Annotated in this window: 11 protein-coding genes; 3 read left to right on the forward strand and 8 right to left on the reverse strand. The window is 36.7% G+C overall.

Annotated features, from left to right (window positions below):
* Positions 1–2: 2 nt before the first annotated feature.
* The 3 genes from ACN1CN_RS17670 to pyrH form a co-directional block, all read right to left on the reverse strand.
* Positions 3–2498: a DUF5686 family protein gene (locus tag ACN1CN_RS17670; protein WP_419136565.1), complete on the reverse strand. Its 2496-nt coding sequence runs from the start codon at positions 2496–2498 to the stop codon at positions 3–5.
* 118 nt (positions 2499–2616) lie between these two features.
* Positions 2617–3180 carry a ribosome recycling factor gene (gene frr / locus ACN1CN_RS17675; protein WP_264525497.1) on the reverse strand — a complete coding sequence of 188 codons (564 nt, stop codon included), beginning with the start codon at positions 3178–3180 and terminating at the stop codon, positions 2617–2619.
* A 160-nt stretch (positions 3181–3340) separates the two neighbouring features.
* The gene (pyrH, locus tag ACN1CN_RS17680) at positions 3341–4048 is read right to left on the reverse strand and encodes a UMP kinase (RefSeq protein ID WP_264525496.1); all 708 of its coding nucleotides are present in this window, start codon (positions 4046–4048) and stop codon (positions 3341–3343) included.
* Between the two features lie 188 nt (positions 4049–4236).
* On the opposite strand from pyrH, the gene ACN1CN_RS17685 reads away from it, so the two are divergent.
* Both ACN1CN_RS17685 and ACN1CN_RS17690 read left to right on the forward strand, forming a co-directional pair.
* Positions 4237–4851, forward strand: coding sequence for a thioredoxin family protein (locus tag ACN1CN_RS17685; protein ID WP_264525495.1), 615 nt, complete (start codon positions 4237–4239; stop codon positions 4849–4851).
* On the forward strand, positions 4851–5591 hold the full coding sequence (locus ACN1CN_RS17690) for a phytanoyl-CoA dioxygenase family protein (protein ID WP_419136566.1): 741 nt from the start codon (positions 4851–4853) through the stop codon (positions 5589–5591). The genes ACN1CN_RS17685 and ACN1CN_RS17690 overlap by 1 nt, the downstream gene beginning before the upstream one ends.
* Positions 5592–6106: 515 nt before the next feature.
* Here ACN1CN_RS17690 and ACN1CN_RS17695 read toward each other — a convergent pair.
* The 5 genes from ACN1CN_RS17695 to ACN1CN_RS17715 form a co-directional block, all read right to left on the reverse strand.
* The gene (locus tag ACN1CN_RS17695; RefSeq protein ID WP_419136567.1) at positions 6107–7405 is read right to left on the reverse strand and encodes a DUF2268 domain-containing putative Zn-dependent protease; all 1299 of its coding nucleotides are present in this window, start codon (positions 7403–7405) and stop codon (positions 6107–6109) included.
* 87 nt (positions 7406–7492) lie between these two features.
* Positions 7493–8188, reverse strand: coding sequence for a tRNA pseudouridine(55) synthase TruB (gene truB / locus ACN1CN_RS17700; RefSeq protein WP_419136568.1), 696 nt, complete (start codon positions 8186–8188; stop codon positions 7493–7495).
* Positions 8188–8985 (reverse strand): undecaprenyl-diphosphate phosphatase, encoded by a 798-nt coding sequence (locus tag ACN1CN_RS17705; protein WP_419136569.1) that lies wholly within the window; start codon positions 8983–8985, stop codon positions 8188–8190. The genes truB and ACN1CN_RS17705 overlap by 1 nt, the downstream gene beginning before the upstream one ends.
* Before the next feature lie 104 nt (positions 8986–9089).
* Positions 9090–9341 (reverse strand): DUF3098 domain-containing protein, encoded by a 252-nt coding sequence (locus tag ACN1CN_RS17710; RefSeq protein WP_173965985.1) that lies wholly within the window; start codon positions 9339–9341, stop codon positions 9090–9092.
* 82 nt (positions 9342–9423) lie between these two features.
* On the reverse strand, positions 9424–10299 hold the full coding sequence (locus ACN1CN_RS17715) for a cell division protein FtsX (protein WP_264525490.1): 876 nt from the start codon (positions 10297–10299) through the stop codon (positions 9424–9426).
* A 166-nt stretch (positions 10300–10465) separates the two neighbouring features.
* On the opposite strand from ACN1CN_RS17715, the gene leuS reads away from it, so the two are divergent.
* The gene (gene leuS / locus ACN1CN_RS17720; protein ID WP_419136570.1) at positions 10466–13333 is read left to right on the forward strand and encodes a leucine--tRNA ligase; all 2868 of its coding nucleotides are present in this window, start codon (positions 10466–10468) and stop codon (positions 13331–13333) included.
* The last annotated feature ends 227 nt before the right edge of the window (positions 13334–13560 follow it).

Here is a 13560-nt window from a genome sequence, read left to right on the forward strand (position 1 = left end):
ACTTAAAGTCCCAAATCCAGTACATAAGAAATCTTAACCGCAATGTTATCCTCAAACCTCATTAGCTGGTTCGGGCCATAACGATAGAAGCCACCTAAACCAATACCTTTATAAATCTTGTTGAGTTCTATTCCCGATTCGAAGAAACCTTTGTCGAGGGTTTTATAGGTCGGACCTACGTGCTGTTGCGGATTCTCCATATTTCCCCATGCCATTCTTGTAACCAGTACCAGAGAAGGACGGACTTTTTTGAGTATTCTGATTCGGTCAAAACCATGTTTGATTTGGAAAAATACATATTGACTGGAGAAAAACTCGTTAAAAAACATCGTTTCAAAACTGTTTCGTCCGGCAAAAGTGATACGCTGAATCACGGTTTCCTTCGTTAAGTTGTTGGGCATAGTGTTGTACAGATGGGTAAGGGGTACATCGCCCGTAGCGTAACCGCCCTGCAGGAGCAAACTTGTTTTCTGACCGTCCAGATATTTCTTTTCATACTCCGCTTTGAAATCTATTTTTCCAAAAGTAAAATCGTTTTCCATAACATTGGGCAGCGACTGCGTGTATTGAAAAGTAAACCTTGGAAATCTTTTATCCGTTTCCGTTCTTCCGGTCGGGGTTTGCATGAAAGCACTAAAGGGCGCCCAAACGATCGAAACCATTGCGGTAGTCATGACATAATCCGAGTACAGCTTCCCATTGTAATTAAAAAGATAATCGAATTTAGGTTCTACGGCAGTTCTCGAAAATTCCAGAATTGCTTCCGTTTTAGGGATGATTTTAGTCTGAATATTGGCTTTCCAGCCCACATACTGATAAAAAGTACTAATGTTGATAGGACGTGGGTCGTAAATCTTAAAAACGCGTTTGTCCACTGCAAAAACGGTACTCGCAATCTCCCGAACATCATCAGTATAATAGCCATTTACCCATGTATTGGTGTTTTTATCCAATAAAACTCCTGTGCCAAGACTGTACTTAAATGCACCGTCTTTTGTTCCGTAAGCCCCATATCCTTCGATTCTGAAATTTTTAGAAAAACGATCGTTGGTAATGCCGCCAAGCCCGAGTCTGAAACCTTCGTAATTGTTGTAACTGATAATTTTTTTCAAGTCCAGATCGACCGGACCAATCGGAAAATACCCGTTGATTATTTTTCGGCCCAATCCCAAACGATTTTCGATTCTTTTCTTTATCGAAAGACTGTCTATCAACTGATAGGTTTTTTGGCTTTTTAGGTCCAGACTTTCTTTTCTGTAGGTTTCCCAGAACGTTTCCGGTTTTTTGTTGGCATCGTCTTTAATTTCGATGTAAAGCGCCGGGTTTTTTATAGCGGGAGAGGTGTTGTAATGAATATCGAAATTATTACTCTCAGATAGCAGATACGTAAAATCGGAAGCCGATTTTTTTCGGGGTTCAAAATTATCTTCAACATCTCCGTCAAACTGAATCGTTCCTCCTAAGATCTTAATGTCATCGTCGCTTTTTCCTTTTACAATTTTAAAAGTAGTATTGCTTTGGAACCATATTTTTTCGCTGGGTACATATTCAAATTCATGAATTCCGCTAATGTCCAGAACTCCTTTGATACGCATTACCGCTTTGGCAACAGCAAAATTTTCCTGATCGATGTACAAAACGCCTTCTAAGCCCGATGATTTTCTTCTTTGTTTGTTTTTAAAGTAAATCATATAGGTTTCGCGACCCTTTATATTTACGGTATCCAGAATCTTGTAATTGTAACTTTGCGGAGCGTCGTTTGAAATTGGGTTTTCGTATTTCGTTTCAATCAGTTCGTACTTCGAATCATAAATCGAAATCGACTGTAGGTTAAAAGCAATAATTTCATAAATAGGCTGTTTAAACCCGGCCATCTTAGTCCCTAGTATGGTTTCTTTTAATTTATGATTGCCAAACTGATATTGGGAAACTTTTTCGGTTTGAAACAAATGCTGCTTGCTGATTATTTCTTTGAATTTATAATCAGAAGAATCAATGTTAATGCGTTTTTTGTCGAGATTTTTGTAAGCTGCTGTAGAGTCGATTCTACCGTCGATCGAATCCGGATTGGCGGTTACGATAAGTTTGTTGTAGCTTTTATATTCGAAGCTGTTGAGTTTTTTTTGCGGATTGTTTTTGTTTTTATTCGCAATGACCTTCTTAATGATTGTCAGGGCTGGGTTTTCGTTTGAAATCACCACCTCTTTTAAATCGTCGGTCTTTTGAGAAAGAGAGATGGGATAAAAAGTTTTATGTTCCGCAACTGAAATCGTTCTGGTTTGAAAGCCAATATACGAAACGGTAAAAGCAGCTGGTTTTGCAGACATTTTCAGAATGAACTTCCCGTCAACATCCGTAATCGTATTATTGCTGTCGGAAGTTGTAATGGTAGCAAAAGGGAGCGGTTTATTATTAGAGTCCGTTACAATTCCGTTTATTTGAAACTGCGCCTGAATGGTAAGCGTGAAAAACAAAGTCAACAAACAAAATAGCTTCATAGAGAATGTTATAGTTTCAAAAACGGACAAAATGTAAAAATGGTATGCAAAAATAAGAATAAAAAAATCCGTTCAGTACAATTTAACTAAACGGATTTTTATTTTGTGTTGATTAGGATTACACCTTCATGATTTCGGCTTCTTTTGCTGCCAGTAATTCATCGATTTTTTTGATGTACGTATTCGTTAAATTCTGAACCTGATCTTCGGCTGATTTGCAAATGTCTTCAGAAGTTCCTTCTTTTTCTAATTTTTTGATATCCGTATTGGCATCCTTACGTACGTTACGAACCCCAATTTTAGCATCTTCTGCTTCAGATTTTGCTTGTTTAGCTAAGTCTTTACGACGCTCTTCTGTCAAAGGCGGAACACTGATGATGATAACATCTCCGTTATTCATTGGGTTGAAACCAATGTTGGCTACCATGATCGCTTTTTCGATAACCTGCAGCATGTTTTTTTCAAAAGGCTGTAAAGTGATCGTTCTCGCATCAGGAACACTAATTTTTGACACCTGAGAAAGAGGTGTTGCAGATCCGTAATAATCTACAAAAACACTTCCCAACATTGCCGGAGAAGCTTTTCCTGCACGAATGTTAAGAAATTCTTTCTCTAAATGTGCAATCGAACCATTCATAGATTCTTCAGTACTATCTAATATAAATTCTATTTCTTCCGTCATTTTTTTAGATTTTTAGATTTTAGAGGATTGGTTTTTCAAATTTTAAAGAAAATACTCCTCTAATTTACTAACTAATATATTTTATTTTTATGAATACTTTGTAAACATTGTCAAAATTTAGAAAAATGGAATGATTTAAAATTCTGACAATCTAAGCAGTCTAAATGTTCACTACTGTTCCAACGTTTTCACCTTCACAGATTTTCAAAAGATTACCAATTTTGTTCATATCAAAAACAACGATCGGTAATTTGTTTTCCTGACTTAAAGTAAAAGCAGTGGTATCCATCACATTCAACCCTTTTTTAAGGACATCATCAAACGAAATAAAATCAAATTTTACAGCTGCTGCATTTTTTTCAGGATCTGAATCATAAACACCATCCACACGGGTTCCTTTTAAGATCACATCTGCATTGATTTCAATTCCTCTTAAAACGGCTGCTGTATCGGTTGTAAAATATGGATTTCCGGTTCCGGCACCAAAAATTACAATTCTTCCTTTTTCAAGATGACGGTCTGCTCTTCTTTTGATATAAGGTTCTGCAATAGATTCCATTTTTAAAGCAGTCTGCAAACGCGTTTTCATTCCTTTGTCTTCAAGTGCACCCTGCAAAGCCATCCCATTAATTACAGTAGCAAGCATTCCCATGTAGTCACCTTGTACTCTATCCATACCGGCACTTGCACCTGCAACGCCTCTAAAAATATTTCCTCCGCCAATAACAATAGCAATCTCTACTCCTTTGTTATGAATTTGCTTAATTTCTTCAGCATATTCAGCTAATCTTTTAGGGTCAATTCCGTATTGTAAATCACCCATTAAGGCCTCGCCGCTAAGTTTTAGAAGAATTCTTTTATATTTCATTTTTGTGTTGCGTTAATTTGTGCAAATATAGACATATTCTGATTTTTAGAAATAATGTTTCAAAAAAAATAATAGTTCTTTTCGTTTTAAATCAATACAGATTTTTTAGATTTCTTTGAATGTGACAAAAGTCATTCTTTAAGTCCTCTTAAAAGTTGTAAATTTATACAATCCAAAAAACGCTAAATATGAAAAATAGTATAGCCAAAGCATTATTCAACAGTCATTCGTATACTGAATATCGAAAAATAGTCACCGATTTATTAATAGAGGGTAAGTCAACCGGTAATGAACAATCTGAAAGCTTAACCAATTACAGCAAGCTCAATGAAGCCAGAATGAATCGACTGGAGAAAACCATGAAAGTTGCTGATGAGGTACTTTTAGAATTAGAAAATTTAAAGCACAATTATATCTGGCTGGTAATTTCGGAAGGCTGGTGTGGTGATGCGGCGCAAATACTTCCTATTCTTCATAAAATGGCTTTGGTTTCCCACAAAAAAATAGATCTGCGAATTGTTTTTCGCGATGAAAATGAGGTGTTAATGAATCAGTATCTCACAAATGGGGGGAGAGCGATTCCAAAAGTCATCGTGATTTGTAAAGAAACCGGAATTGCCCGTGCTGATTGGGGACCAAGACCCAAAGGTGCTGCCGACTTGATGATAAATTATAAAAAGGAGTTTGGTGTGATTGATGAAAAGATCAAAACCGATTTGCAATTGTGGTATTTGGCCGATAAAGGTTTGAGTACCCAAAACGAACTTATGGAAATAATGCGTTTGGTTGAAATTCGGGAGTAATGAATAGCTATGAGCAAACCGGATATGCCTGTCTCGAGAACTTTTTCTCCGAGAAGGAACTTATTGCTATTGAAAAAATACTGATTCAATTTCATGAACGCTGGTTATTTGACCATGCAGCGGATTATGAAAAGGGAGTTTTAAACAGCCATAGTCTTACCTCAGGAGAATATCTTAACGAAGAAGAGAAAGCAGCTCTTTTTGAATTTATTTCTCAGGACAAATTAGCAGAATTGCTGAAAGCGATTTTTCCGAAGACTCCAATTTTTTTGAACACACAGCTTTTCTTTAACCCAAAGAATGCCGATCAGAAAAATTATTGGCATCGCGATATTCAATATACTGGCATGACCGTCGACGATCAAAAGAAAGCCATCCAAACTCAAAATGTAGTTCATTTCAGGATTCCGATGAAAAGCGAACCCGGGATCGAACTGATTCCGAAAACGCATCGCGAATGGGATTCACCAAAAGAGTTTGAGGTTCGTAATGCTTTGAACGGTTGTCGCCCAAGTGATGCTTTAGAACGGGGAGAAGTTATAAAACTGAATCGTGGAGATCTATTGATTTTTTCTGCTAATATGATTCATCGTGGAATTTATGGAAACGATCGGTTTTCTTTTGATGTCATTTTTTGTGATAACATTCCCGAAATAAAAAGTTTTGTAAACAGAGACAATTTGCCGTCGGCGAAAATACTCGGAACGCTTAAAAACAAAGTGTTTTTTGATTTTTTGTAGGTTTTAGTGATAAAGAAAGTAGGAAAAGGCGCAATTGCAGCAAGTAAAAAAATAAATCGTTGAAACCCCTTATTTTTCGGGTAATCGGCTATAAATAAGAATTTTAGTAATAAAAAATATACTAAAATATTTTGTACTATTTTAATTTTTTGTAACTTGGCAGAGTAATCCCACTTCTATTATTCATTTTCTTATTTACTCTTTTTATTGGTGTTTATTTAATGTTTAACAATTAAAAAATACACTATCATGAAAAAGTTATTCGAAAGATTTTACGATTTTGTTTCGGGCTTGTTGTTTGGAGGTAAGAATGTACCACATTACTAACTTCTAAAAAAGAGAGCTTATGAAATAAAACTACTTTGCAAGAAGTTGGCACATTACTATGGATATACATGAAGTAATGTGCTTTTTTGTTTCTGACCCCCAAGGCAATTTAGTTTATTAGAGAAATGAATTGAAAAACAAGTGGTTTTCTTCTCTTACAGAAACGATGCTGTAAAATTTCCTTTGTATTACTTGGCCGTTTTAAAATCTATTAAAAAAGGCTTCAGTCTTATTCCGTTTTGCTTTCTGAAATTGTCCGAAATTAAAATTTGATAGTGATGATCGGGTTCTAAATCGGCTTTAATAGTCCACGATTTCATATCTGAGGACCAGATTCTTTCCGTACTTATTCGTGGAAAAAAGTTTTCGCCAAGTGGGCCAAAATCTACGCCTGTACTGCGTCCGTTTAGAGGTTCCGAAAACGTAATGGTAATTTCGATAGCTCCTGCTTTTACCTTTTGACTACCGTTTTTAAATGCTGACAGGGAAACAACAGTTGGTCTTTGCTTTTCGTAATTCTGCTGCAATTTTTTCAGACTTTGGGGGAATAGTTTTGTACCATCAACAATGCGGGCAACCTCTTTTTCATTGTGGTAATCCAATTCGATAAGCGTTTTTATCGCTTTTGCTTTGTCTTGGGCAGCATTGTAGTAACGTTCGCAAATTTCATAACCCACATAATAGCCCAGATCTCTAACCTTTAAGCTGTTTTTATTTTCACCCCAGATCCAATTGTAATTGTTGCTTCTGAGGTATAAGTCGGCAATAAACTGATCGATTACTTTTTGTTGGTTGCTTTTCCCAAATTCAATTGCAGATGCACTAGACTTTTTACCGGTTACTTTGCAGGAAATAAATTCGGCCACACCTTCATACAAACACATCGAAAGTAAATTTTCGACCAGTTCTTTTTGCTGTGTATGGATGTATTCATGTGTGCAGAGCAGTGCTATGTTTTTTCTCGGATGGTACTCTTTGTAAAAAGACTGTCTCCAGGCAGGGAGTTCATCAATAACAGTGGTTTCGTCTGCCAGACTCATTTCGCTTCCAATTAAAATCTGATCATTCTGAACCGTTCCGTTTGTTCGGAAAGCTCCAATAGAAAAATAAAGAGTTGATGGTTTTAAATCGGGATAAGCTTGTTTCAGTTTGTTGATGTCGGCATCGATCTCCGGGTAAAGTTCGCTCGAGTTTAAAGTATTTGGTTTTAATGAATTCCAGAATTTGGGATACTTGTTTATCGCATTGATAAAATCTTTAGAGGTGTAATTGCGAACTTCGATTAAGCTTTTTAAACCCGGACTGGCTTTGTCGAGGTAGAATTCCTGTAAAAGAGAATATTGTTTTACGCTGTCTTTTTCAATGCTGATTTTGCTGTAGGCATTCCAGAAATTATCAATATCAACGGAAACAATTTTTTGATTGCCGGTTTGACTATAGGAGGATATCGCAAAGACAAACAGTACTAGCAAAAAGTGGTTTTTCATGTTTTTGGTTTTTTAGTCTGCCGTCTAAAATACAAAAAAAATGAAAAGATATAGGTTTGCTAAAGCTCCCTGAAAAAAAGGTACGTTTTATTCGGACTGAAGGCTTTCTTCAAAAAGAGTAATGTCGATTGCGTTTTTTACGTCGTAATCGCCAATCTTAGTGCGTCGCAACACCGTTAAATGCGATCCGGAGTGCATCGCTTTTCCAAAGTCAAAAGCCAAAGAACGAATGTAGGTTCCTTTGCTGCAAACGACTCTAAAATCGATTTCAGGTAAAGCAATTCGGGTGATTTCGAATTCGTGAATAGTGGTTTTTCTGCTGGTAATTTCTACCGTTTCTCCGGCGCGTGCATGCTCGTACAAGCGAACACCATCTTTTTTGATGGCAGAGAAAATAGGCGGTTTCTGATCGATTTCGCCCAAAAACTGTTTCACTGTTTCATGAATCAACGCTTCGTCGATATGAGAAGTTGGAAAAGTCTGATCGATTTCGGTTTCTAAATCGTAAGATGGAGTGGTGGCTCCAATATAAAAAGTTCCTGTATATTCTTTCGCCTGACCCTGCAGCTCCGAAATTCTTTTGGTAAATTTTCCGGTACAAATGAGTAATAAGCCTGTTGCCAACGGATCTAAAGTTCCCGCATGACCAATTTTGAACTTTTTAGGAAGTCCAACTTTATTAATTAAGAGGTATTTTAATTTATTGACAGCTTGAAACGAACTCCATTTTAAAGGTTTGTCAATCAGTAAAACCTGTCCGTTTAAATATTCTTCAGGAGTCATTATATAATCGTAAGGGGATGAATGAAAAAGTGAATCAACAGCAGAACAATTCCGGCGATTATTCGGTAGTAACCAAAAACTTTGAAACCGTTTTTAGTCAAAAATCCAATAAAGGATTTGATGGCCAGAAGCGCTACAATAAAAGCAACGACATTTCCAATCACTAATATATTAATCTGATCGTGAGATAGTTCGAATCCGGCTTTGTAATAATCGTAACATTTTTTTACCGTGGCACCCAACATGGTCGGAACGGCTAAAAAGAAAGAGAATTCCGCTGCTGTGGTGCGGGATAGTTTTTGAGACATTCCACCCACAATACTGGCTCCGCTTCTTGAAACTCCCGGAATCATGGCAATACATTGAAACAAACCAATTTTGAAAGCTTGCAAATAGGTGATTTCTGAAGAACTTTCGGTAGCATTCGGATTGTTGAACCACTCGTCAACTTTTAGTAAAATTAACCCTCCTATTAAAAGAGAAATGGCAACTGTAACAGGGTTTTCTAATAAGCCATCGATAAAATCGCTTAGCAATAAACCTAATACTACAGCCGGAATGAAGGCTACTAAAAGTTTAAAGTAAAAATCAAGTGTTTGAAAGAAACGTTTGAAATACAAAACAACTACTGAAAGTATAGCACCAAGCTGGATGACAATCGTGAAAAGTTTGGTAAAATCTTCGTGAGCAATTCCAAAAAAGGAAGAGGCAATAATCATGTGACCTGTTGAAGAAACGGGTAAAAACTCGGTGATTCCTTCAATAATAGCAAGAACGATAGCTTGTAATGTATTCATTTATGAGATTGTTAGAATTTTAGGCTTCTTAGACTTCTTAGATTTTTTAAAAGATTATCTGAATAATCTAAAGATCGAAGAAGTCTAAGGAGTCTAAATAAAGTCTATTTGGATTTTTTGAAAATAGAGTAAATAGTGATTCCAAAGCCGATTAAAACGGTTGTTGGTGCCAGACGAATGCGTCGGAAATTAAAAACATCTTCATTAAAAACATTCGGATCGTTACTTCCTCCGCCAGACATTAAGATAAAACCTAAAGCGATAACTCCAATTCCGATTAATAGAATTTTGTAGTTGATTCCGTCAAAAAGGAATTCTTGTTTTGGTGCCTGTTCTTCTTTATTGTTGTTTTTCATTTTATTTCTTTTGTGCCGCTGAGCGTAGCCAAGGCTTTTTAAAAATGTGCAATCTAAAATCTATAATCTGCGATCTAAAAAATTAATACAGATCGTCGGTTCTTAAATTCAGGAAACGTTGTGTTGCAAAGTGCGTACTTACCCAGGTAATCAAAACTCCTAATCCGAATACGCCTACTAATACCAATCCAATTAAGGCTTTGTCTTCTATAATACCTAAGCCCGGGAAATTGGTTTCTACATAAAGTAAAAGTCCAACTAAAGCGATAATGGCCAAACCGGCACCTAACATTCCCAGTTTTACACTGCGCATTACAAAAGGCTTACGAATAAACGATTTTGTTGCCCCAACCATTTGCATGGTTTTAATGATAAAACGATTAGAGTGAATGGATAAACGCAGTGAACTGTTGATTAATAAAACGGCAATTATCGCAAGGAAACCGCTAATAATCAAAATCCACATACTTACTTTTTTGATATTGTCATTTACCAGATTTACCAATTGTTTGTCGTAAACAATATCTTCAATCATAGTATTTTGACGCAGTTTGCTTTCTATTTTAAGGATGCTGTCTCTTTCAACATAATCCGCTTTTAAGTGAATGTCGTAAGAGTTCAATAATGGATTCTCTCCTAAGAATGTCAGGAAATCTTCTCCAATAATGTCAGTGTGTTCCTTTGCCGCTTTCTCTTTGGTTACATAAACGAATGATTTTGCAAAAGGAGCTCTTTTTAATTCGGTATTGAAAGCTTTTATCACGCTATCATTGGCTTCGTTTTTAAAGAAAACCGTCATCGCGATTTTTTCTTTAAAATCATTAGCCAGTTTTCTAGAGTTGATAATGAATAATCCCAGTACCCCTAAAAGGAATAAAACCAGAAATACACTTAATACAACCGAAAAATAAGAGGAAATTAACCTGCGCTTTTGAAATTTATCAAAGTTAGAACTCATAGTTTGCTTAAATTATGGGGTAAAAATAATAAAGAATTTCTTTAAATGAAGTTAATAACGTTCAAAGTTTTAACTTTCGTACAATAAATGTAAATTTGCGGACTTAATAATTCAGTACAACAAAACTTAGCAACTAGGTTACCTGGTAACTCAGCAACTCAAAGAAATGAAATACAATCCAAACGAAATCGAAACGAAATGGCAGAAGTATTGGGCAGAAAACCAAACTTTTGCGGCGAAAAACAATTCTGAAAAACCTAAACATTATGTGTTAGACATGTTTCCTTATCCTTCAGGAGCGGGATTACACGTAGGGCATCCGCTGGGTTACATAGCTTCAGATGTATATTCCCGTTTCAAAAGACATCAGGGATTCAATGTTTTGCACCCAATGGGTTACGATAGTTTTGGATTACCCGCAGAACAATATGCGATTCAAACAGGGCAGCGTCCTGAAGATACAACACGTGTTAATATTGACGGGGGAGTAGACAAAGAAGGAAAGCAAATTGCAGGATATAGAAAGCAGTTGGATAAAATTGGGTTTTCATTTGATTGGAGCCGTGAAGTGCGAACTTCAAATCCGGATTATTACAAACATACACAATGGATTTTTATCCAGTTGTTTAATTCATGGTACAACAAGAATGCTGATAAAGCAGAAGATATAGCCACTTTGATTGCTCTTTTTGAAAAAGAAGGAAATGCAACTGTAAATGCGGTTTCTGATGATAACATCGAAGCTTTTTCGGCTGAGGAATGGAATGCTTTCTCGGCTGACAAACAAGAGAAAATTCTTTTGCAGTACAGATTGACTTATTTGGCAGAAACCGAAGTGAACTGGTGTCCTGGTTTGGGAACTGTTTTGGCCAATGACGAAATCGTAAACGGAGTGTCAGAACGTGGAGGTTATCCGGTGATTCGTAAAAAAATGACTCAGTGGAGCATGCGCATTTCGGCTTATGCAGAGCGTTTGTTGCAAGGTTTAAATGAGATCGACTGGAGCGAATCGATAAAAGAATCACAAAGAAACTGGATAGGAAAATCGGTAGGCGCAATGGTTACTTTTAAATTGAAAAATCACGATGAAGTAATTGACGTTTTCACAACCCGTCCTGATACCATCTTTGGAGTCACTTTTATGACTTTGGCGCCCGAGCATGATTTGGTGGCTAAAATTACAAGTCCTGAGCAAAAAGAAGCGGTTGAGGCGTATATCGAAAAAACAGCAAAACGTTCAGAGCGTGAGCGTATGGCCGATGTAAAAACAATATCGGGTGTATTTACCGGTGCTTATACAGAACATCCGTTTACAAAAGAACCAATTCCGGTTTGGATTGGTGATTATGTTTTGGCAGGTTACGGAACAGGTGCTGTAATGGCGGTTCCTTGCGGAGACGAAAGAGATTATGCTTTTGCAAATTTCTTTAAAGGTCAGAACGGAATGCAGGAGATTAAAAATATTTTTGCAAACGTTGATATTTCAGAAGCAGCATACGGTTCAAAAGACAATGTGGAGATCGCTAATTCTGATTTCTTAAACGGATTAAATTATAAAAAAGCCACTCAGGTTGCTATTGCCGAGTTGGAAAAAATAGGACAGGGTGTCGGAAAAACCAATTATCGTTTGCGTGATGCGGTTTTTTCCCGTCAGCGTTATTGGGGAGAGCCTTTCCCGGTATATTATGTAAATGGTTTGCCAAAGATGATCGAGGCGCAGCATTTGCCAATCATTTTGCCTGAGGTAGAAAAGTATTTACCAACCGAAGACGGTTTGCCTCCATTAGGAAACGCAGCTGTTTGGGCCTGGGATACAAAAAACAATAAAGTCGTTACTACCGACTTAGTAGATCATGCAACGATTTTTCCTTTAGAATTGAATACCATGCCAGGTTGGGCAGGAAGTTCATGGTACTGGATGCGTTATATGGATGCGCACAACGAAACTGAATTTGCAGGCAAAGAAGCACTTGCTTATTGGGAAAGTGTTGATTTGTATATTGGAGGAAGCGAACACGCGACCGGACATTTATTGTACTCCCGTTTCTGGAACAAATTCTTAAAAGACAAAGGTTTTGCTCCAACCGAAGAACCATTCAAAAAACTGATCAATCAGGGAATGATTTTGGGAACGACTGCCTATGTTTACAGATTGGAAGGAACGAATACTTTTGTGTCTAAAAATAAAATTGGAGAACAAAATGTACAGCCATTACGTGTAGATGTAAATTTTGTTAATTCTTCGGACGAGTTAGATATCGAAAAGTTCAAAAACTGGAGAGAAGATTTTAATACTGCAGCATTTGTTCTTGATGAAAACGGAAAATATATCGTTGGACGTGAAGTGGAGAAAATGTCGAAATCGTACTATAATGTAGTAACTCCGGATGATATTTGTAATGAGTACGGAGCGGATACCTTACGTTTGTACGAAATGTTTTTAGGACCATTAGAACAAGCTAAACCGTGGAATACTGCCGGAATCTCTGGAGTTTTTGGTTTCCTGAAAAAATTATGGAGATTGTATTTTGATGAAAATAATGGCTTAATCGTAAACAACGATGAACCAACAAAAGACAACTTAAAATCATTGCACAAAACCATTAAAAAAGCGGCAGAAGACATCGAGAGTTTCTCTTTTAATACTTCTGTTTCTCAGTTTATGATTTGTGTAAATGAATTGTCTGCTCAAAATTGCCATTCAAGAGCCATTTTAGAACCGTTAGCTGTTTTAGTTTCGCCTTATGCACCGCATATTGCTGAGGAATTATGGCAACAATTAGGAAATACAACTTCGATTTCAGAAGTTTCTTTCCCGGTTTTTGAAGCAAAACACTTGGTAGAAACGAGTAAAGAATACCCGGTTTCTTTTAACGGAAAAATGCGTTTCACCATCGAATTGCCTTTGGATTTAACCAAAGAGCAGATCGAAGAAATTGTCATGAAAGACGAAAGAACTTTACGTCAGTTAGAGGGAAGAACTCCAAATAAAGTGATTATTGTTCCGGGTAAGATTATCAATCTTGTAGGATAAATAAATTTTTCAATACTATAAAATTCCAAATTCCAATTTTACGATTGGGTTTTGGGATTTTTTTTGTTTGTCATTTCGACCAACGGGAGAAATCACACTAGTTAATCGACAAAGATTGTCGACTTAGTTTGCGGAGTTTCTTGTGTGATTTCTCGTTCCTCGAAATGACAGGATTGCGTAGTTGTTTGGAATTTTTTTTGCGTTTAGTTTGTCATTTCGACCAAAGG

Source organism: Flavobacterium sp. T12S277 (assembly GCF_048514875.1).
Lineage (GTDB): Bacteria > Bacteroidota > Bacteroidia > Flavobacteriales > Flavobacteriaceae > Flavobacterium.

What these genes read in the sequence shown, in the direction of transcription:
- pyrH (WP_264525496.1), bottom strand. Translation starts at nt 4,048, where the DNA reads ATGAAATATAAAAGAATTCTTCTAAAACTTAGCGGCGAGGCCTTAATG.
- ACN1CN_RS17715 (WP_264525490.1), bottom strand. Translation starts at nt 10,299, where the DNA reads ATGAGTTCTAACTTTGATAAATTTCAAAAGCGCAGGTTAATTTCCTCT.
- ACN1CN_RS17685 (WP_264525495.1), top strand. Translation starts at nt 4,237, where the DNA reads ATGAAAAATAGTATAGCCAAAGCATTATTCAACAGTCATTCGTATACT.
- truB (WP_419136568.1), bottom strand. Translation starts at nt 8,188, where the DNA reads ATGACTCCTGAAGAATATTTAAACGGACAGGTTTTACTGATTGACAAA.
- frr (WP_264525497.1), bottom strand. Translation starts at nt 3,180, where the DNA reads ATGACGGAAGAAATAGAATTTATATTAGATAGTACTGAAGAATCTATG.
- leuS (WP_419136570.1), top strand. Translation starts at nt 10,466, where the DNA reads ATGAAATACAATCCAAACGAAATCGAAACGAAATGGCAGAAGTATTGG.
- ACN1CN_RS17690 (WP_419136566.1), top strand. Translation starts at nt 4,851, where the DNA reads ATGAATAGCTATGAGCAAACCGGATATGCCTGTCTCGAGAACTTTTTC.
- ACN1CN_RS17705 (WP_419136569.1), bottom strand. Translation starts at nt 8,985, where the DNA reads ATGAATACATTACAAGCTATCGTTCTTGCTATTATTGAAGGAATCACC.
- ACN1CN_RS17710 (WP_173965985.1), bottom strand. Translation starts at nt 9,341, where the DNA reads ATGAAAAACAACAATAAAGAAGAACAGGCACCAAAACAAGAATTCCTT.
- ACN1CN_RS17670 (WP_419136565.1), bottom strand. Translation starts at nt 2,498, where the DNA reads ATGAAGCTATTTTGTTTGTTGACTTTGTTTTTCACGCTTACCATTCAG.
- ACN1CN_RS17695 (WP_419136567.1), bottom strand. Translation starts at nt 7,405, where the DNA reads ATGAAAAACCACTTTTTGCTAGTACTGTTTGTCTTTGCGATATCCTCC.